General features: G+C 68.3%; 16 protein-coding genes. 3 read left to right on the top strand and 13 right to left on the bottom strand.

All coding sequences use genetic code 11. From position 1 onward, the window contains the following. Window positions 1-182: 182 nt before the first annotated feature. The 3 genes from QRO93_RS17105 to QRO93_RS17095 are packed head-to-tail and all read right to left on the bottom strand — an operon-like array spanning window position 183 to window position 4,812. Window positions 183-1,622, bottom strand: coding sequence for a TolC family protein (locus QRO93_RS17105; RefSeq protein WP_053449236.1), 1,440 nt, complete (start codon window positions 1,620-1,622; stop codon window positions 183-185). Beyond that, entirely contained in the window at window positions 1,619-3,577 is a 1,959-nt protein-coding gene (locus QRO93_RS17100) for a MacB family efflux pump subunit (RefSeq protein ID WP_006427858.1), read from the bottom strand. Before QRO93_RS17100 ends, QRO93_RS17105 begins: the two co-directional genes overlap by 4 nt. Then, the gene (locus tag QRO93_RS17095; protein WP_053511439.1) at window positions 3,574-4,812 is read right to left on the bottom strand and encodes an efflux RND transporter periplasmic adaptor subunit; all 1,239 of its coding nucleotides are present in this window, start codon (window positions 4,810-4,812) and stop codon (window positions 3,574-3,576) included. The genes QRO93_RS17100 and QRO93_RS17095 overlap by 4 nt, the downstream gene beginning before the upstream one ends. Before the next feature lie 203 nt (window positions 4,813-5,015). Between QRO93_RS17095 and QRO93_RS17090 the strand changes: the two genes are divergently transcribed. The 3 genes from QRO93_RS17090 to QRO93_RS17080 all read left to right on the top strand — a co-directional run bounded on the left by QRO93_RS17090 (window position 5,016) and on the right by QRO93_RS17080 (window position 10,365). After that, a complete protein-coding gene (locus QRO93_RS17090) occupies window positions 5,016-5,744 on the top strand; it encodes a response regulator (RefSeq protein WP_006427862.1) in 729 nt (242 codons plus the stop codon). Window positions 5,745-5,750: 6 nt separating this feature from the next. After that, on the top strand, window positions 5,751-7,160 hold the full coding sequence (locus QRO93_RS17085) for an ATP-binding protein (protein WP_006427864.1): 1,410 nt from the start codon (window positions 5,751-5,753) through the stop codon (window positions 7,158-7,160). A 178-nt stretch (window positions 7,161-7,338) separates the two neighbouring features. Beyond that, entirely contained in the window at window positions 7,339-10,365 is a 3,027-nt protein-coding gene (locus QRO93_RS17080) for a ligand-binding sensor domain-containing diguanylate cyclase (protein ID WP_180878285.1), read from the top strand. A gap of 99 nt (window positions 10,366-10,464) precedes the next feature. Here the strand turns inward: QRO93_RS17080 and rnt are convergent, their stop codons facing one another. The 10 genes from rnt to pstS form a co-directional block, all read right to left on the bottom strand. Beyond that, window positions 10,465-11,115, bottom strand: a complete 651-nt coding sequence (gene rnt / locus QRO93_RS17075; protein ID WP_006428023.1) for a ribonuclease T — start codon at window positions 11,113-11,115, stop codon at window positions 10,465-10,467. A 242-nt stretch (window positions 11,116-11,357) separates the two neighbouring features. Next, entirely contained in the window at window positions 11,358-11,879 is a 522-nt protein-coding gene (locus QRO93_RS17070) for a DoxX family protein (protein ID WP_053449240.1), read from the bottom strand. 23 nt (window positions 11,880-11,902) lie between these two features. Beyond that, window positions 11,903-12,658, bottom strand: coding sequence for a DUF2063 domain-containing protein (locus tag QRO93_RS17065; RefSeq protein ID WP_180878286.1), 756 nt, complete (start codon window positions 12,656-12,658; stop codon window positions 11,903-11,905). Beyond that, the gene (locus tag QRO93_RS17060) at window positions 12,651-13,526 is read right to left on the bottom strand and encodes a DUF692 domain-containing protein (RefSeq protein ID WP_053449242.1); all 876 of its coding nucleotides are present in this window, start codon (window positions 13,524-13,526) and stop codon (window positions 12,651-12,653) included. Before QRO93_RS17060 ends, QRO93_RS17065 begins: the two co-directional genes overlap by 8 nt. Further along, complete coding sequence (locus QRO93_RS17055) at window positions 13,513-13,869, bottom strand: hypothetical protein (protein ID WP_053449243.1); 357 nt, start codon at window positions 13,867-13,869, stop codon at window positions 13,513-13,515. The genes QRO93_RS17060 and QRO93_RS17055 overlap by 14 nt, the downstream gene beginning before the upstream one ends. Before the next feature lie 227 nt (window positions 13,870-14,096). Next, window positions 14,097-14,804 carry a phosphate signaling complex protein PhoU gene (gene phoU / locus QRO93_RS17050; RefSeq protein WP_008265615.1) on the bottom strand — a complete coding sequence of 236 codons (708 nt, stop codon included), beginning with the start codon at window positions 14,802-14,804 and terminating at the stop codon, window positions 14,097-14,099. A 76-nt stretch (window positions 14,805-14,880) separates the two neighbouring features. After that, window positions 14,881-15,711: a phosphate ABC transporter ATP-binding protein PstB gene (gene pstB / locus QRO93_RS17045; RefSeq protein WP_005408788.1), complete on the bottom strand. Its 831-nt coding sequence runs from the start codon at window positions 15,709-15,711 to the stop codon at window positions 14,881-14,883. A 19-nt stretch (window positions 15,712-15,730) separates the two neighbouring features. Next, complete coding sequence (gene pstA / locus QRO93_RS17040) at window positions 15,731-16,594, bottom strand: phosphate ABC transporter permease PstA (RefSeq protein ID WP_006428262.1); 864 nt, start codon at window positions 16,592-16,594, stop codon at window positions 15,731-15,733. Next, entirely contained in the window at window positions 16,594-17,562 is a 969-nt protein-coding gene (gene pstC / locus QRO93_RS17035; protein ID WP_008267250.1) for a phosphate ABC transporter permease subunit PstC, read from the bottom strand. Before pstC ends, pstA begins: the two co-directional genes overlap by 1 nt. An 82-nt stretch (window positions 17,563-17,644) precedes the next feature. Further along, window positions 17,645-18,733, bottom strand: a complete 1,089-nt coding sequence (gene pstS, locus QRO93_RS17030; protein WP_049458236.1) for a phosphate ABC transporter substrate-binding protein PstS — start codon at window positions 18,731-18,733, stop codon at window positions 17,645-17,647. Window positions 18,734-18,939 lie beyond the last annotated feature (206 nt).

The raw sequence follows: 18,939 nt of genomic DNA, 5'->3' as shown, positions 1-18,939 counted from the left end.
CTTGCGAAGCACTGCTTCGCAAGCGCCCGAACGCACAGCCGCCAGCGGCTGGGCCGGACCCCGGAGGGGGGTTCACGGCGTCCCCTGTCACCGGACCCACCCCGCCATTCAACGGAATGCCCCGTTGTTGACGTTGATGTTGACGTTGTTTTGGCGGGTGCGGGGCGCAGCCCCGCATCGCCTCACCCCGCGCTGCCGCCCAGCGCCTTGAACAGGGTCACGTCGTTGTTCAGCTGGCCCTGGCGCACGCGCGCCAGCGACAGCTCGGCATCGCGCCGGGTCTGCTGTGCTTCCAGCCAGGTGCGCAGGTCGGTGGCACCCACGCGATAGCGCACTTCCTGCGCGCGCTCCACTTCCACCGCTTCGTCGTACGAGGCCTGCGAGGCCGCGACCTGGCGCGCCAGCTGCTCACGTGCCGACAGCGCGTTGTCCACTTCAGAGAGCGCGGTGTACAGCGTCTTGCGGAAGTTGGTGGCGGCGATCTGGTAGGCGGTGCCCGCGATGTCGGTATCCAGCTGCGCGCGCTGCAGGTTGAGGAACGGCAACGACAGGCCGGCGCCCAGCGTGGCCACCGGGTTGCGCAGCACATCACCCAATGACGTGGCGCTGGAACCGAGGCTGCCGGTCAGGCTCAGCGCCGGGTAGTACTGGGTGGCGGTCACCTTGATGGTCTTCAGGCTGTTGCGCAGGCGCAGTTCGGCCGCGCGCAGGTCGGGACGGCGGCCGAGCAGGTCGGTCGGCAGGCCCTCGGTGATGGCGGGACTGCGTGCGCCCAGCAGGTCCTGCGGTTCGTCCTGCTGCGGCCAGGGCGTGCCATCCAGCAGCACGGTCAGTGCATTGCGCGCCTCCACCCGCTGCTGTTCCAGCGCGCTCTGCGAGGAGCGCTGCGACTGCAGGTTCTGCAGTGCCTGGCGCACTTCCAGGCGCGATACCGCACCGGCGTCGAAGCGGGCCTGCACCAGTTCACGGGTGCGCTCCAGGCGCTCCAGGTTGGCCTGGCCGGTGGCGATCGACTGGTTGAGGTAGGCCAGGTTCCAGTACTGGTTGATGGTGTCGCCGATCACCAGCAGCGCGGTGTTCTGGCGGTCTTCCTCGCTCGCCTCGGCCTCCCAGCGGGCGATGTCGCGCTGGGTGCGCAGGCGGCCCCACAGGTCCACTTCCCAGCCCAGCGAGACGCCGGTGGAGTAGCTGCGACGCCAGTCGTCAGCCTGGTCGGTGGCGCGGCTGGCGCTGCCGCTGACGCCGGATGACGACGGCTGCGGCCATAGCGCGTTGCTGGCCAGCCCGGCCTGCAGGCGCGAACGCTGCACGGCGAGGCCGGCGGCGGCCAGGTCGCTGTTGGCGGCCAGTGCCTGCGCCACCAGGCGGTCGAGGCGTTCATCGCCGAAGCCGGTCCACCAGGTGTCCTGGCGGATGTCGCGGCCCGGTGTGTCCAGGCTGCTGCGCGGGTCGTCGGCCGGTGCGTTGAGGGTGGCATCGCCCCGGCCGTAGCTGGCCGCCACGTCCGGTTCCTTTATCGGATAGCGGCCGACCGACGCACAGGCGGACAGGGCGAGCAGCACGGCGCCAGCCAGCAGCAGGCGCGAGGGAGCAGGGAAGGGCAGTCGGGTCATCATCTTCATTCGCGGGCCAGGGCCTCCACCGGGTCGAGCTGCGCCGCGTTGCGCGCCGGCAGGAATCCGAACGCCACGCCGATCAGGGTCGAGCAGGCGAACGCAGCGATGATCGAGGCCGTGGAGAACAGCACCTGGAAGTCGCTGGCGAAGCGGCCGATCATCGAGCCCAGCAGCAGGGCCAGGCCGATGCCGAGCACGCCGCCGAGCAGGCACACCAGTACCGCTTCGATCAGGAACTGCTGGCGGATGTCGCTCTGCCGTGCACCGACGGCCATGCGCACGCCGATCTCGCGGGTACGCTCGGTGACCGAGACCAGCATGATGTTCATCACGCCGATGCCGCCGACCAGCAGTGCGATGGCGGCGATCGCGCCGATCAGCAGGGTCATCGTGCGCGTGGTCTGCTCGATGGTGTCGCGGATCTCGGCGCTGTTGCTGAGGAAGAAATCCTCGGTGCCGTGGCGCATCGTCAGCAGGCGGGTGATCGCTTCCTGCGCGGCATCCATCGGTGTGCTGTCATCCACACGCACGGTGATGCTGGATACGTGGCTCTGGCCCAGCATGCGCGACATCACCGTGGTATACGGCACCCACACGCTCAGGCTGGTGCTGCCACCGAAACCGAAGCTCTGGCGCTTGGCCACGCCCACCACCCGCGCCGGCACGTTGCCGAGCAGGATCACCTGGCCCACCGGGTCGACATCGGGGAAGAACTGGGTCTGGGTGTTCTCGTCGATCACCGCCACCTGGCCCAGGCCCTTCACCGCATCGGCATCGAAGAAGCTGCCGCTGAGCAGGGTTACGCCCTTGACCCGGAAGAACTGCTCGCCAACACCGCTGACCTGGGCGGTGGAGGACTGGTTGCGGTAGCGCGCGGTGACCGAGGTCGACACGCTGGGGGTGGCACTGTCCACGTAGCTCTGCTTCGCCAGGGCGTCGGCATCGCTGGCCTTGAGCGTCTGCACGCGTGCCGAGCGCATGTCGCCGAAGCCGCGGCCGGGGTAGACGTCGATGGTGTTGGTGCCCAGTGCGCTGATGTTCTGCAGGATCTGCTGCTGTGAGCCGTTGCCCAGCGCCACCACCGAGACCACCGAGGCAATGCCGATGATGATGCCGAGCATGGTCAGGAAGGTGCGCAGCCGATGTGCGTTCATCGCCAGCAGAGCCATGCGGAACGCTTCGGTGAAGCGGTCGCGGGCGGCCCGCCAGCTGTTGCCATGGGAAACGCCGGTGCTGGCTTCGCGCTGCGCGCGGTAGCTCGGCGCATCCGGATTGGCGCGGTCGGCAATGATCTCGCCGTCGCGGATCTCGATGATGCGCTGTGCGTGCTGGGCCACGCTCATGTCGTGGGTGACGATGATGATGGTGTGGCCTTCGGCGTGCAGCTCGCCGAGGATCGCCATCACCTCCTCGCCGGATTTCGTGTCGAGTGCGCCGGTCGGTTCGTCGGCCAGGATCACCTCGCCGCCGTTCATCAGCGCGCGCGCGATCGACACGCGCTGCTGCTGGCCACCGGACAGCTGGCCCGGCTTGTGGTGCATGCGGTCACCCAGGCCCAGCCGCTGCAGCAGCTGCTCGGCACGCGCGTTGCGCACCGGGCCGGGACTGCCGGCGTACACCGCCGGCACTTCCACATTGCCGCGCGCATCCAGATCACCCAGCAGGTGGTAGCGCTGGAAGATGAAACCGAAATGCTCGCGGCGCAGTTCGGCCAGCTCGTCCGGCTCCATCTTTCCGGTTTCGCGGCCGGCCACCTGGTAGCTGCCGCGGGTCGGGCGGTCGAGGCAGCCGAGGATGTTCATCAGCGTCGACTTGCCCGAACCGGACTGGCCGACGATGGCCACCATCTCGCCGGCATGGATATCCAGATTCACGTCGCGCAGCACGGCGATGACATCCTCGCCGGCCGGGAATTCGCGTCGCAGGTCGCGCAGGCGCAGCAGCGGCGCCGTCATGCTCATCGGCGCCCCATGCCCGGGCCACCGACCCGCATCTGCATGCCGCCACGGTTGCCGCCGCCGGCGGCGCCGGCCGCGCTGGCTTCGCCCACCACCACGCGCTCGCCTTCCTTCAGCCCGGACAGGATCTCGGCGGATGCACCGTTGTTGATGCCCACGGTGACCTTGCGCGGCTGCGGCTGGCCCTTGTCGTCCAGCACCCGCACCGTGCGCTCATCGCCACGGCGCTTGGGGCCCAGTGCCACCGACGGCACCATCAGCACGCCCTTGGCCTGCTTCAGCAGCACCGAGACCTGGGCGGTCATGTCGATGCGCAGCGTGCCGTCCGGGTTCTCCACGTCGAACAGCGCGTTGTAGTAGACCGCGCTGCTGGAGCTGGAGCTGGACGAGCTGCTGGAACTGGACGAACTTTCGTTGGCGATCGAGGCCGGCGCCGGATTGATCTGGCGGAGCTTGGCGTGGTACTTGCGGTCCGGGTCGCCCAGCGTGGTGAAGTACACCGGCATGCCGGCCTTGATCTTGACCACGTCGGCCTCGGAGATCTCGGCATTGACGGTGACCACGTCCAGCCGCGCCAGCATGACGATGGTCGGTGCGGTCTGGTTGGCGTTGACGGTGCGGCCTTCCTCGGCCACCACCGCGACCACGGTGCCGTCCATCGGCGCGGTGATGCGGGTATAGGCCAGGTTGGCGCGGGCGGTGCCCAGCTCGGTTTCGCGGCCCTTGATCTGCGCCTCGTAGGACTGCAGCTGGGCACGGGCGGTCTTCAGCTGCGCCTCGGCGGCATCGTATTCCTGGCGCGAGGTGGCCTCGGCGGCCAGCATCTGCTGCTGGCGCGCGAACTCCAGTTCGGCCTGGCGCAGGGTGGCCTGCTGCACCGCGCGCTGGGCGGTGACCTGGTCCAGCGAGGCCTGCGCGTTGAGCACCTGGTTCTGCTGGGTGGTGGCGTCGATCTCGGCGATCAGGTCGCCTTCCTTCACCGTGTCGCCCAGCTGCACCTTCAGCGACTTGATCTGGCCCGAGGCCTGCGCACCGACGCTGACCAGCTTGTAGGCATCGATCACGCCGGTGGCCTCCACGGTCTGCTCGATGTCGCCGCGGCTGACCGGGGTGGTCGCCACCGCCGGGGCGGCAGGCTTGCGCAGCAGCCACCAGGCAGCGACGGCAACGGCAAGGGCAAGCAGGGCGATCAGTATCAGTCGACCCCGGCGGGTCGCGGGCAGCAGGCGGAAACTCACGTCGTGGCTTCACTCTCGGGGCCGCGGCAGCGGCGTTGGTGGGCATTGTGAAGATCGACCGGCAGGGGGCCAATCCTCGGGGTATGTCTCTATGTAACACTGTCGGTGAATACGCGTAACCACAGGTATCGCGGCCTCGGCTGGATACACTGGTACGCATTGCCCCGGATGCGGTTCAGCTGCCGACACGGGATGATCGCGACATGGAGACCGAAAACACGATGCATCGATTGCTGATCGTCGACGACGACAACGACATCCGGACCCTGCTGGCCGAACAGCTTGGCCGCGCCGGTTACCAGGTGAGCACGGCCGCCGATGGCACCGCCATGCGCCAGCTGCTGGACCGCGAGCACGTGGACCTGATCGTGCTCGACCTCAACCTGCCACGCGAAGATGGCCTGACCCTGTGCCGCGACCTGCGCGCGCGCTCGAACACCCCGGTGATCATGCTCACCGCGCGTGCCGAGCCGATCGACCGCGTGCTGGGCCTGGAAATGGGCGCCGATGATTACCTGGCCAAGCCGTTCGAGCCGCGCGAGCTGCTGGCGCGCATCCGCAACGTGCTGCGCCGCACCGAAGCGCTGCCGGCCAACCTGGAGCCGTTGGCGGTACGCCGCGCGCGCTTCTCGCGCTGGATATTCGACCTGGAGCACCGCCACCTGGTGGACCCGGATGATCGCGTGGTGGTGCTGTCCGGTGCCGAGTTCCGGCTGCTGCGGGTGTTCATCGCGCATGCCAACAAGGTGCTGTCGCGCGAGCAGCTGGTGGCGCTCAGCAGTGGCCGCAACTACGAGGCGCAGGACCGCGCGATCGACCTGCAGGTCAGCCGGCTGCGCAACAAGCTGGGCGATGACGGCGGACCGGACGGCCTGATCAAGACGGTGCGCAACGAAGGCTACGTGCTGGCCTCGTCGGTCAACCTGGAATAGGTCGCGATGAAGCGCCTGCGCCATTTCCTGTCCTCGATGGTCGGGCGGCTGTTCGTGATCCTGCTGCTGGGCATGAGCGTGGCCGCGATCGGCGCGACCATGCTGGCCACCTCCAAGCGCCAGCAGGAGTTCGAGCGGCAGAACCTGAATCGCATCGCCGACCGCCTGCAGGGCTACGTCAACCTGCTCGACGGCAACCCCGAACTGCGCGAGCGGCTGCTGGAGGTCGGTGGCCCCAGCGTGCGTGCGCTGTTGCCGGGCGCGCGCCTGGGCCGGGCCGATACGGCCTTGATGGAAGTGCTCGATGACCGGCCCGGCCCGGTGTCGCGCGCGCACGTGCACTTCACCTCGTTCCGCTCCTGCATCCCGAAGCTGCAGGATCTGCTGCCGCCGCCGCCGCCCGGGCATCGCAAGCATCCGCGCGAGCGCGATCCGGCGTTCATTCCGCCCAAGTGCCGCGCGGTCGACGTAACCCTCAACGACGGTACGCTGCTGAAGCTGGCGCTGGACTCGCCAGCGGTGGCCCACAACGGCATCCTCGCCGTCGACCCGTGGTTCCTGACTCTGCTGGTGCTGGCGATCGCGGTGCTGGCGTACATCGTCGCGCGCATGGCCAGCGCGCCGCTGCAGGAGCTGGCGGCCGCCGCCGAAGACCTGGGCGATGACCTGCAGCGTGATCCGCTGCCCCTGCGCGGACCGCGCGAAGTGCAGCGTGCGGCGGAAGCCTTCAACGCGATGCAGCACCGCCTGCAGCGGCATCTGGCCGAGCGCACGCAAATGCTGGCGGCGATCACCCACGACCTGCAGACCCCGCTGACCCGCCTGCGCCTGCGCCTGGAAAATGTCACCGACGAGGTGCTGCGCGAGCGCCTGATCGGCGATCTGGCCGCGATGCAGGCACTGGTGCGCGAAGGCCTGGAACTGGCACGCAGCGCCGAAAGTGCCGAGCAGCGTGCGGCGCTGGACCTGGATTCACTGCTGGAGAGCATCGTTGAAGATGCCGCCGAAGGCGGCGCCGATGTCGTCTTCGAAGGCGGGACCGGAGCGGTGCTGATGCTGCGCCCGCTGGCCATGCACCGCCTGTTCTCCAACCTGGTGGACAACGCGGTGATGTACGCCCAGCGCGTGCGGGTACGGGTGGAGCGCAGTGGCGGCGCGATCACCGTGATGGTGGCCGATGATGGCCCCGGGCTGGCCGAGGACCAGCTGGAAGCGGTGTTCGACCCGTTCGTGCGGGTGGAAACCTCGCGCTCGCGCGAAACCGGTGGTGCCGGGCTGGGGCTGACCATTGCCCGCGCGCTGGCCGAGAAGGATGGTGCGCGCCTGTGGCTGCGCAATCGCGCCGAAGGCGGGCTGGAAGCCGTGGTGCAGTGGCCGGCGAGTGCGCAGGTGGTGCCGCCGGGTCGCGCCGGCTGAGTCGACCCCGGCCGTCAACGGTGACGCCGGGGACCGTGTTTGGCCTATCATCTGCGCATCTCCCCAGCCTCCCCCCGATGAGCCAGCCCGTTCCTGCCGGCACGCCGTTCCGCGTTGCCCGCGCGTTTCCGCACGCTGCCAGACCCCGCAGCCACCGCTGGCCACCGCCACTGCGCTGATGGGCGGACAGGGGGACACGAGGCGCTGGGCGGAGCGCCGCGGATCATCATTCAGGCGGGCACTGCGGCAGGGGCTGCTGTGGCTGCTGCTGGCCGTGGCCGTGCCACTGGCGGCACAGGAAGGCGCGCCGCCGCTGCGGGACTACGCGATCGACGTCTGGACCTCGCGCAACGGCTTGCCGCACAACTCGCTGCGTGACATCGCGCAGACCCCGGAGGGGCATCTCTGGTTCGCCACCTGGGAAGGCCTGGTGCGCTACAACGGCCTGGATTTCACCGTGTTCGACCGCAGTACCCGCCCGGGCCTGCGCGACAACGGCATCGGCGCGCTCTACGTCGATCGCCAGGGCGGGCTGTGGATCAGCGATTCGCGTGGCAATGTCAGCCATCGCGGCAACGACGGCCAGTGGCGGGTCTGGGAGCATCAGGGCGATACCCCGCAGGTACTGATCCAGTCCATGCAGATGGACAGCCAGGGGCGCCTGTGGCTGCTGTACGAAGGCAAGGGGCTCGGCTACCTGGTGCCGGACAAGGGCATCGTCTACCAGGCGCCGGCGGCTGATCTGCCGATGGCGATGAGCTTCACCAAACTGGTGGTCGACGCGCAGGACCGGGTCTGGGTCGGCACGCTCGATGGGCTGGTGCTGCGTGACAACGACGGTGTGCTCAAGCGCGCACCTGCCGCGTGGGGCTTGGGCGCAGGTACTGGGCTGTCGTGGCCGTACCGCGCTCCGGATGGCGCCCTGTGGATCGTCGCCGGCGAGCGCCTGTACCGGGTGGAGGACGATCAGCTGGTGCTGGTGCACCGCCTGCCGGGCCAGCTGCACATGACCGCGATGCTGCAGGACCGCCACGGCGACCTGTGGCTGGGTACCGAGAACCAGGGCCTGCTGCGGATCTCCACGCATGGGCTGGAGCGGCTGCCGGCGGGGTTGAACCTGCCCGGCGGGCGCGTTGTCAGCCTGCGCGAGGATGCGGAGGGCAGCATCTGGGTGGGTGCCAACGGCGGCCTGTACCGCCTGCGCGAGACACTGTTCAGCAGCTACACCGAGCGCGATGGCCTCAGTGGCGACTATGTGCGCACCGTGTTCGAGGACCGTGACCGCCAGTTGTGGGTCGGCAGCGCCAGCGGCCTGGACCTGCAGACGCCGGACGGCCGCTTCCGTGCGGTGCCGCTGCACAACCGGGGCGGCAAGGCGCCGTCGGTCCTCAGCCTGGCGCAGGGCCCGGCGGGGGATCTGTGGGTCGGCACCTTCGGTGACGGTGTCTACCGCCTCGGCCCTGACGGCAGCCTGCGGCACAACTATGCGGCCGCCGATGGCATGCCGGGAGGCAACATCCGCGCGATCAGCGTGGATGCGCAGGGCGTGGTCTGGGCCGGCACGCAGAAGGGCGTAGTCCGCATCGACGGCGACCGCGTGCAGGTATCGAGCGTGCCGGGCATGCCCGGTGGCCTGATCACCGCGCTCGAGCATGACCACCAGGGCAACCTGTGGATCGGCACCATCGAAGGCATCCGCGTGCTGCGCGGCAACCACGTGCAGTCGATCGACCTGGCCCCGATGGGCGGCGGCCGCAGCGTGTTCGGCTTCCATCAGCTGGGCGATGCGATGTGGATCAGCAGCGACCGCGGCCTGTACCGCTGGCAGAACGGCCGGCTGGCGCGGGTAGGCCTGGAGCAGGGCATGCCGGTGGATGCGGTGTTCCAGCTGGTGCCCGACCGCCTTGGCAACGTGTGGGTCAGCAGCAATCGCGGCGTGCTGCGCACCGACATGGCCACGCTCAATGCGGTGGCCGACGGCCGCGCGCCGCGGGTGCTGGTGGAGCGCTACAACGAGATCGACGGCATGGCCAACGCGCAGGCCAACGGCAGTTCGGGCCCGTCGGCGATCCTGCGCCAGGACGGCACGTTCTGGGTGGTCACCGCGGGCGGGCTGAGCACGGTCGATCCGCAGCGCCTGCAGCGCTTCCGCGAACGCCCGTCACCGCCGGCGGCGATCGAGAGCGTGCAGGTGGATGGTGCGCCGGTGCATTGGGAAGGCCCGGACCGCAACTACATTCCCGGCGGCCGTCGCCTGGCGGTGAGCTACGTGGGCCTGAGCTACCTGATGTCCGACCGGATCCGCTACCGCACGCGGCTGGAGGGCCTGGATGCCGGCTGGGTCGAACGCGGCCCGCAGCGCAGCGTCGAGTTCGTCGGCCTGCCGCCGGGGGATTACACCCTGCACGTGGCCGCTGCGCACCCGGCGGGGGCCTGGGGCCAGCAGGAAGCAGTGTGGAGCTTCACCGTGGAGCCGTTCTGGTGGCAGCGCCGCAGCGTGCAGGCGCTGGGCGGGCTGTTGCTGCTGGCCGGCCTGGTGGCGTTGTACCGCCTGCTGCTGCAGCAGCTGAAGGCCAGCAACCTGCGCCTGGCCCGGCGCGTGGACGAGGCGACCTTCGACCTGCAGGCCAAGACCGTGCACCTGCAGGCGCTGAACCAGGAAAAGACCGAGCTGGCCGAGCGCCTGGCACGGCAGGCCGAGGCGTTCGAGCGGCAGGCCCGCGAAGATGCCCTGACCGGGCTGGCCAATCGCCGTGGCTTCGATGAAACCCTGGCCCGCGACTTCGCCCGCTCCCAGCGCAGCGGTCATCCGCTGTGCCTGGTGGTGCTGGACATCGATCACTTCAAGGACGTCAACGACCGCCACAGCCACAGCATCGGCGATGCGGTGCTGGTGGAGGTGGCGCGATTGATCGCCGCGGCCAGCCGCGATTCGGACCTGCCCGCGCGTACCGGTGGCGAAGAGTTCGCGCTGCTGCTCAACGACACGCGCCTGGAAGAAGCCGCGCAGCTGTGCGCGCGCCTGCGCGGGCTGTTCCATGACCATCCGGACTGGGCCGGCGTGGACGGCCTGCGCGTGACCTTCAGCGCAGGCCTGGTGGAGCTGGATGCGGATGACCGGACCCCGGCGCTGCTGTACCAGCGCGCCGACCGCGCGCTGTACCGGGCCAAGAGCGACGGCCGCGATCGTACGAGTATTGGTTGATCGCATCCACGCATGGCGTGGATCTACCAGGCAGGTTGGATGGTGGGTGCGGACCGTTGGTCCGCACGGCCGATGCATTCATCCACGCATGGCGTGGATCTACCGCGGCCAGGCGTTGGCAATCGTGCAGAACAAGCGCGCCGTCTGCTCGGTGTCGTACACCGCGCTGTGCGCTTCATTCGCGTCCCAGCCCAGTCCGGCGGCCGTGGCCGCACGCGCCAGCACGGTCTGCCCATAGGCGATGCCGGCCAGGGTGACCGTGTCGAACACACTGAACGGATGGAACGGATTGCGCTTGTGGCCGGTGCGCGCCACGGCCGCATTGACGAAACCGAGGTCGAAATGGGCGTTGTGGCCGACCAGGATCGCGCGCTGGCACCCGTACTTCTTCATCGCGGCGCGCACCGGGACGAAGATGTGGTCCAGTGCCGCCTTCTCTTCCTTGGCCAGCCGGAACGGATGGTCGAGGATGATGCCGGTCACTTCCAGCGACTTCGGATCGATCTCCAGGCCCTCGGCCGGCACCACGTGCGCGCTGGCGGTCTGGCCGGGGTAAAGCAGGCCGTTCTCGTCCATCTCGATCGGCACGGCGGCGATTTCCAGCAGGGCATTGCGCTGGCTGTCGAAACCGCCGGTTTCCACATCGACCACCACCGGCAGGAAGCCGCGGAAGCGTTGTGACATCGCGCGCTGCGCCTGGGGAACTGCGGAATCGGGAGCGGCGGCAGGTGCGGGGGTGGGGTCAGTCATGCGTGAATTCTAGCAGAGCGCCCCCGAGCGCCCGGCTGGCCTGTGGCGCACGGGTACCCTGCGCAGGAGCGTGTCGACCAAGGTCGACACCCACCGGAGCACCACACCACCAGGTTCCCGGCAGGTGCCAACCCCTGAAACCCGGCAGGTGCCAACCTCTGGAACCCGGTAGGTGCCAACCTCTGGAACCCGGTAGGTGCCAACCTTGGTTGGCACAGAGCGCGCCGGACCCCGGTCAGCGCCTACCGGGCCGCGGGCCGGACCGTCATGCCCGATGGAAACCACCGCGACAACCACGCATCCACGCTCAGCTTGCCGGCACCGGTGAAGATCAACGGCAGCAGCATCGCCATGAACAGCACCGGCAGTTTGAAGTTGCCGAAGCCCTGGTCGCTGATCGCATAGCCCATCGCAAGGTCGCCCAGCGAGTGCCATTCCATCGGCCAGTGCACGGCATAGGTTGCTACCACCGTCAGCACCAGCAGGCCGGTGGCGGCGAAACGGGTGCCGAACCCCAACAACAGGCAGGCCGCGCCGAGCAGTTCGAACCAGGTTGCCAGCTGCCAGTTCAGGGCGGGCGGTAGTTGATCGAACGGGAACGGAAAGGCGTCCTGCAGGTCGGCGAACCAGTTCTGGCCCTGCAGTTTCTCGCGGCCGGATTCGAAGAATTCCCAGGCCAGCAGCAGGCGCAGGCCGAGCGGGGCCAGCCAGGGGGCGAGACGGTCCAGCTGGCCGCGTGCGACGGCCAGGGTCGGAAGGTTCATCAGGGGATCTCCGCGGAAGGGGGTCAGGGAGGGGCGGGGAGCGGGCCGATCACGCCAGCCTGCAGGAACTGCCGCAGCAACGCGGCACCGGGTCCGGCCAGCGCGTCCTCGGCCAGCCCGTGGGCGTTGGCCAGGTGTTGCAGGTAGGCCTGGCCCTCGAGGCCGGGTTGCTCGCCGATGCTGGCCAGCAGGTACACCGCCAGCGGGCTGAGCGCGGCGAACCGCACCTCCCCATCGGCTTCGCGGCGTACCAGCAGGCCGGTCGGTTCGACTGGCGGCTGCGCTGGCGCGTCCTCGGCGCCGAGCCGATGTACCGGCCACTGGTACAGCAGCGGCCAGGCCAGCGGCGAGCGCTGCAGCGGCACCTGCAGCGGATCGATGTCTGCCGCGGGCGGCAGGGGCTCGGCGGCCAGCTGGTACAGCGCGGTTTCCACCCACTCGTAGTGGGCCAGCTCGGCCAGTGCCGGATGCGGCAGCTGCGGCCGTGCCTGCAGCCATTGCACGAACTCGGCGGCCAGCTCGGTGAACAACGGCGTCTGGCAGCGATGCGTGGCGAAGTACTGGCGCACCAGCGCGCTCCAGGCGGGTTCGCCGAGCAGGCGCACGCAGACCGGGAAACCGTTGCTCAACAGGCCGAGCAGATTGTTGAACAGCAGCCGTTGGTAGACCGCCACGCGACGCGGTTCCAGGCCTGCCGGCGCGGCCACCGCCTGCGGGTCGCGCAGGTGCGCGGTGAACGCATGCTGCTGTGCACGCAGGGAATCGGGAGCCTCAGCCATGACCGCCACCGGCGTGCGTGGCCTGCAGGCGGCGGATGGTCTGCAGCTCGCCCTGCAGTTCGGCATAGGGCGGGAAATTGAAGTCGCGTTCGAGCAGGGTCGGGCGCGCGCCGATGCGCGCATAGGTACGCGCCAGCAGCTCCCAGACCGGATCGATCACCGCACTGCCGTGGGTATCGATCTTCAGGTCGGGTGCTTCATCCAGGTGCCCGGCCACGTGCAGGCAGACGATGCGTTCGGCGGGCAGCCCAGCAATGAAGGCGTCGGCATCGTAGCCGTGGTTGCAGGCGTTGACGTAGACGTTGTTGACGTCCAGCAGCAGGTCGCAGTCGGCTTCGGCAAGCACGGCGTTGGTGAAGGCCAGTTCGTCCATCGCCGGCTCCGGTGCCAGGTAGTAGGACACGTTCTCCACCGCGATGCGTCGTCCCAGCAGGTCCTGCACGCGGGCGATGCGCGCCGCGGTATGGCGCACCGCTTCATCGGTGAAGGGGATCGGCAGCAGGTCGTACAGGTGGCCGTCGTCGCTGCAGTAGCTCAGGTGCTCGCTGTACAGCGGCACGCGATGGGTCTCGAGGAACTGGCCGACCTGTTCCAGCAGCTGGGTATCCAGTGGCGCACTGCCACCCAGCGACAACGACAGGCCGTGGCAGCTCAACGGGTGACGCTGCGCCAGTTCGGCCAGCGCGTCGCCGGCGGGCCCACCGACATGGATCCAGTTTTCCGGCGCGCATTCGAGGAAATCGAAGTCGCCGGCCGGTGCATCACGCAGATCCTGCAGCAGCGCCCGGCGCAGGCCCAACCCGGCGGCCGCCGCGCGAAGCGGCGACCGCGGGTGGACGATGCTGGCGCGGACGTCAGTGCTTGCCACCGCACTTGCCTTCGCCGCACTTGCCTTCAGCCGACTTCTTGTCGCCGGTCTTGGCCTTGGCACCGGCGGCAGCACCGGCAGCCTTGCCCTTGTCGGCGCCGCACTTGCCTTCAGCACTCTTGCCGTCGGCGCCACACTTGCCTTCGGCGTGCTTGGTCGCGTCGGCGGCCATCTTGGTATCGGCGGCCTTGGCATCGGTGCTGGCCTTGGCAGCCTGGCCGGCCACCAGGTAGCCCTGGGCGAGGTCGCTCATGCTCAGGGCCGAGGCACTGGCGGTCATGCCCAGGCCGGCGGCCAGGGCGGTAGCAGTCAGCAGGGACAGGGTCTTGTTGGAACTGCTCATCGGTCGTGCTCCTGGGTGGTGTGGGCGGGTGCCCGGGTGGCCGGCAGGGGTGCCGGTGGAAACGATGGTGCAGCGATCCTACTCAACGAATCCTCGCCAAGGCCTCAAATTTTCGTGAGGTTTGTTACAGAAGGGGAGACCGGTGGCCGGAATGCCCAGAAACAAGAAGGCCGCTGTCGCAAGGACAGCGGCCACCATGGAGTCAACTCACGTGTTGCAGTGCAGCGTCAGGGCTGGCCGGTGCTGGAGGTCTCGTCGCGCTTTTCGCGCGGCGGCAGCGGCTGCTCGCCGTGCACCAGGAACCACACGTTCTCGGCGATGTTGGTGGCGTGGTCGCCCACGCGCTCCAGGTTCTTGGCCATGAACAGCAGATGGGTGCACGGAGTGATGTTGCGCGGGTCTTCCATCATGTAGGTCAGCAGCTCGCGGAACAGCGCGGTGTACTGCGCGTCCAGGCGGGCGTCGTCCTCACGCAGCGCCAGTGCGGCGTCGGCGTCGTTGTCGCGGTAGGCGGCGATGGCGCGGCGCACCTGCTGCGCGGCCAGGCGGCCCAGCGCACGCAGGCCCTGGATCTGCGGCAGCGGCGGTACCTTGCCCAGTGCGATCGAACGCTTGGCGACATTGGCCGCGTAGTCGCCGATGCGCTCGATGTCGGCCGGGATGCGCAGGCCGGCCAGGATCTCGCGCAGGTCGCGGGCCATCGGCCCGCGCAGCGCCAGGCGCATCACGTCGTGGCTGATCTGCTGTTCCAGCGCGTCGATGGCTTCATCGTTGGCGATGATGCGATGGGCGGCGTTCTCGTCGCGCTTCTCGATCACGTCCATCGCTGCTTCGAGCTGGGCGACGGCCATCTCGCCCATGCGCACGATTTCGGCCACCAGGCGCTGCTGCTCTTCGTCGTAGCTCTTGACGATGTGGTCGTTGGGAAGGTTCATGGTTGTTCCACTCTGTAGAGTCGAGCCATGCTCGACTGCCGTTGTCTGTAGAGTCGAGCCACGCTCGACTGACGTTTCAGCCGAAGCGACCGGTGATGTAGTCCTCGGTCTGCCGCTGCGACGGCTGCGAGAAGATCACTTCGGTGCGGTCGTGCTCGATCAGGTCGCCCAGGTACATGAAGGCGGTGTAGTCGGACACGCGCGCGGCCTGCTGCATGTTGTGGGTGACGATGACGATGGTGTACTCGTGCTTGAGCTCTTCCACCAGCTGCTCGATGCGGCTGGTCGAGATCGGGTCCAGCGCCGAGGTCGGCTCGTCCAGCAGCAGCACCGACGGGCGCAGGGCCACGGCACGGGCGATGCACAGGCGCTGCTGCTGGCCACCGGACAGGCCCAGCGCGCTCTGGCCCAGCTTGTCCTTCACTTCGTCCCACAGCGCGCCCTGGCGCAGCGCCTGCTCGACGCGGTCGGCCATGTCGGCCTTGCTGAGCTTCTCGTGGTGGCGGATGCCGTAGGCCACGTTCTCGAAGATGGTCATCGGGAACGGCACCGGCTTCTGGAACACCATGCCGACCTTGCTGCGCAGGCGGTTCATCGGGTACTTCGGCGACAGGATGTTCTCGCCGTCCAGCAGCACCTCACCGCGCGCTTCCAGCTTCGGGTACAGCGCGTAGATGCGGTTGAAGATGCGCAGCAGGGTCGACTTGCCGCAACCGGACGGACCGATCAGCGCGGTCACGCGCTTTTCCGGAATCTCCAGGTTGATGCCCTTCAGGGCGTGGAACTTGTCGTAGTAGAAGTCCAGTCCACGCGCGGCCAGCTTGACCGGCGACGGCGTGTGCAGGCTCTCGTGCGAGGACGGCACGGCGATGCGCTGCATCGGCACGGCATTGGAAAGGTCGTTCATGGCGTTATCCACGGAAAGGTCAGTCATGGGAGATACGGTTGCGCAGCAGGATGCCGCGGGCGGCAAGGCTGACCAGCAACACGAAGACAGTCAGCACCAGGGCACCGGCCCAGGCCAGCACCTGCCAGGATTCATACGGGCTGCCGGCGAACTGGTTCATCACCACCGGCACCGAGGCCATCGGCTGGAAGATGTTGTTGTTCCAGTACTGGTTGCCGAAGGCGGTGAACAGCAGCGGGGCGGTTTCGCCGGAAATGCGCGCCAGCGCCAGCAGGATGCCGGTGATGATGCCGGCCGACGCGCTGCGGTACAGCACCTGCACGATCACCTTCCACTGCGGGATGCCCAGCGAAAGCGCGGCTTCGCGCATCTGCGAAGGCACCAGGCGCAGCATTTCGTCGGTGGTGCGCACCACCACCGGCAGCACGATGAAGGCCAGCGACAGCGCACCGGCGAATGCCGAGAAGTTGCCGCCGGTCTGCATCACGTACAGGGTGTAGACGAACAGGCCGAGCACGATCGACGGCGCCGACAGCAGGATGTCGTTGACGAAGCGGACCACGGTGCCGGCCTTGCGGGCGTTGCCGTACTCGGCCAGCCAGGTACCGGCCAGCACGCCCAGCGGGGTGCCGATGCCGATCGCCAGCGCACACATCACGGCGCTGCCGAAGAAGGCGTTGGCAAGACCGCCTTCCTGCATCGGCGGCGGCGTCATCTTGGTGAACAGATCCAGGTTGATGCCGGCCAGGCCCTTGGAGGCCAGGGTGAACAGGATCCAGCCCAGGAAGAACAGGCCGAACAGGGCGGTGGCGCAGGACGCGGTGATGGCAACGACATTGCCGATGCGGCGGCGCAGGTACAGCGAATCAGCGGTGGTGGACATCAGTTGCCCTCCTTGCGGGACAGGCGCATCAGCATCAGGCGGGCGATGGCCAGCACCACGAAGGTGACGATGAAGAGGACGAAGCCGAGCAGCAGCAGGGCCGAGCGGTAGGTTTCAGTGGCTTCGCCGAAATCGTTGGCGATCAGCGCGGCGATGGTGGTGCCTGGCTCCAGCAGCGACGGCGACAGGCGCACGCTGTTGCCGATCACGAAGGCCACTGCCATCGTTTCACCCAGGGCGCGGCCGAGGCCGAGGAAGATGCCGCCGATCACCGCCGAGCGGGTGTAGGGCAGCACGATGTCCCAGCTTACTTCCCACTTGGTGGAGCCCAGCGCGTAGGCCGACTCCTTCAGGCGGGTCGGCACGGTCAGGAACACTTCGCGCATCACTGAAGAGATGAATGGAATGACCATGATGGCCAGCACGAAACCGGCGGTGAGCATGCCGATGCCCAGCGGCGGGCCCTGGAACATCGGGCCGATGATCGGCCACTCGCCCAGGGTTTCGTTGAGGAACGGGGTGACGTACTCGGTCATCACCGGCACCAGCACGAACAGGCCCCACATGCCGTAGATGATCGAGGGGATGCCGGCCAGCAGTTCGATGGCGGTACCGACCGGGCCACGCAGCCAGCGCGGCGCGACTTCGGTGAGGAAGAAGGCGATGCCGAAGCTGACCGGCACGGCGATGACCATCGCGATCAGCGCGGTGACCAGGGTGCCGTAGATCGGGGCGAGGGCGCCGAACTTGTTTTCGACCGGATTCCAGTCGGCAGAGAAGAAGAAGCTCAGGCCCTGCATCTGCAGGGCATGGCGGCCGCCCCACAGCATCGACAGCGCGGCGCAGGCCAGGGCGATCAGGACGAAGATGACGGTGCCGACCAGCACCCATCGGAACAGTTTGTCGTTGCGGGCATCACGCGCATCACGCGTGGACGGGGCGGCTACAGGCTGGGCGATGGCATTCATGGGGACGGCTGGGCCAGGAAGGGGCGGGGCGGCATGGCGTGGAAGCAGCGGTGCCCGCGCGGGGCGGGCACCGTCGTAACCATCACTTCAGGTCGGTCGCCCAGTAGGCCTCGATCTGCTTGACCAGTTCGGCCGGCAGCGGCACGTAGTGCAGCTCGTTGGCCTGGGCCTGGCCGTTCTCGAAGGCCCACTTGAAGAAGGCCAGGGTGTCCTGGTTGCGCTTGGCGTCCTTCGGCTGCTTCTGCATCAGCATGAAGTTGGTGGCGGTGATCGGCCACGCCTGGTCGCCCGGGGCATTGGTGATGACCAGGTTGAAGTCCTTGGCGCTGGCCCAGTCGGCGCTGGCGGCCGCGGCGGCGAAGGTCTCCGCGCTCGGCTCGACCCAGTTGCCGGCCGCGTTCTGCATGGCGGTGTACGGCATGCCGTTCTGCAGCGCGTAGGCCAGCTCGACGTAGCCGATCGAACCCTTGATCTGCTTCACGTAGGACGCGACGCCTTCATTGCCCTTGCCACCCACGCCGTCCGGCCACTGCACCGAGGTGCCTTCGCCGACCTTGGCCTTCCAGTCCGGGCTGACCTTGGACAGGTAGTTGGAGAAGTTGAAGGTGGTGCCCGAACCATCCGAACGGTGGACCAGGGTGATCTTGCCGTCCGGCAGCTTCACGCCCGGGTTGGCGGCGACGATGGCCGGATCGTTCCAGGTCTTGACCTTGCCCAGGAAGATGTCGGCCAGCAGGGCGCCGCTCAGGCGCAGCTTGCCGCCTTCCAGGCCTTCGATGTTGACCACCGGCACCACGCCGCCGATGGCGGACGGGAACTGGGCCAGGCCGGCCTGGGCCAGCTCTTCGCTGCTCAGCGGCTTGTCCGAGGAACCGAAGTCGACGGTGCCGGCCTTGATCTGGGCAATACCGCCGCCGGAACCGATCGACTGGTAGTTGATCTTGGCGCCGGTGCTGGCGTTGTAGTCAGCCGACCACTTGGAGACCAGCGGGAAGATGAAGGACGCGCCCGCGCCGGAGACCTCGGCGGTCACCTTGGCACCGGCAGCGGCCGGAGCGGCAGCACCGTCGGCAGCCGGCTGCTGTGCGGCCTGCTTGTCGCCACCGCAGGCCGACAGGCCCAGGGCGATGGCCAGGGAAAGGGCGGCAAGGCCGGCCGAGTGCAGTTTCATGGTCACTCCATAGCGGGGAAGAGCCGACGGGGTCGGCGGATGCGGCTATGAAATGATGTTTTTGTTACAGCCGTATTACGACCATGACAGAGGTGTCCTGGATCACGTTCCGACAAGGGTTTAACAGGGTGTGCCACGATCCGGGAGACCCCCGCAGACCCCGGATCTGCGCACGGTATGACCGGCGGATGGCCTCCGTAGCGTCG

The organism is Stenotrophomonas maltophilia group sp. Smal17, from assembly GCF_030237045.1.
Taxonomy (GTDB): Bacteria; Pseudomonadota; Gammaproteobacteria; order Xanthomonadales; family Xanthomonadaceae; genus Stenotrophomonas; species Stenotrophomonas forensis.
This window is presented reverse-complemented; position numbering and strand designations above follow the sequence as displayed.

What these genes read in the sequence shown, in the direction of transcription:
- QRO93_RS17065 (WP_180878286.1), bottom strand. Translation starts at nt 12,658, where the DNA reads ATGGCTGAGGCTCCCGATTCCCTGCGTGCACAGCAGCATGCGTTCACC.
- QRO93_RS17070 (WP_053449240.1), bottom strand. Translation starts at nt 11,879, where the DNA reads ATGAACCTTCCGACCCTGGCCGTCGCACGCGGCCAGCTGGACCGTCTC.
- pstS (WP_049458236.1), bottom strand. Translation starts at nt 18,733, where the DNA reads ATGAAACTGCACTCGGCCGGCCTTGCCGCCCTTTCCCTGGCCATCGCC.
- QRO93_RS17080 (WP_180878285.1), top strand. Translation starts at nt 7,339, where the DNA reads ATGGGCGGACAGGGGGACACGAGGCGCTGGGCGGAGCGCCGCGGATCA.
- QRO93_RS17100 (WP_006427858.1), bottom strand. Translation starts at nt 3,577, where the DNA reads ATGAGCATGACGGCGCCGCTGCTGCGCCTGCGCGACCTGCGACGCGAA.
- QRO93_RS17085 (WP_006427864.1), top strand. Translation starts at nt 5,751, where the DNA reads ATGAAGCGCCTGCGCCATTTCCTGTCCTCGATGGTCGGGCGGCTGTTC.
- rnt (WP_006428023.1), bottom strand. Translation starts at nt 11,115, where the DNA reads ATGACTGACCCCACCCCCGCACCTGCCGCCGCTCCCGATTCCGCAGTT.
- QRO93_RS17105 (WP_053449236.1), bottom strand. Translation starts at nt 1,622, where the DNA reads ATGAAGATGATGACCCGACTGCCCTTCCCTGCTCCCTCGCGCCTGCTG.
- pstA (WP_006428262.1), bottom strand. Translation starts at nt 16,594, where the DNA reads ATGTCCACCACCGCTGATTCGCTGTACCTGCGCCGCCGCATCGGCAAT.
- pstC (WP_008267250.1), bottom strand. Translation starts at nt 17,562, where the DNA reads ATGAATGCCATCGCCCAGCCTGTAGCCGCCCCGTCCACGCGTGATGCG.
- QRO93_RS17090 (WP_006427862.1), top strand. Translation starts at nt 5,016, where the DNA reads ATGGAGACCGAAAACACGATGCATCGATTGCTGATCGTCGACGACGAC.
- QRO93_RS17055 (WP_053449243.1), bottom strand. Translation starts at nt 13,869, where the DNA reads ATGAGCAGTTCCAACAAGACCCTGTCCCTGCTGACTGCTACCGCCCTG.
- pstB (WP_005408788.1), bottom strand. Translation starts at nt 15,711, where the DNA reads ATGAACGACCTTTCCAATGCCGTGCCGATGCAGCGCATCGCCGTGCCG.
- phoU (WP_008265615.1), bottom strand. Translation starts at nt 14,804, where the DNA reads ATGAACCTTCCCAACGACCACATCGTCAAGAGCTACGACGAAGAGCAG.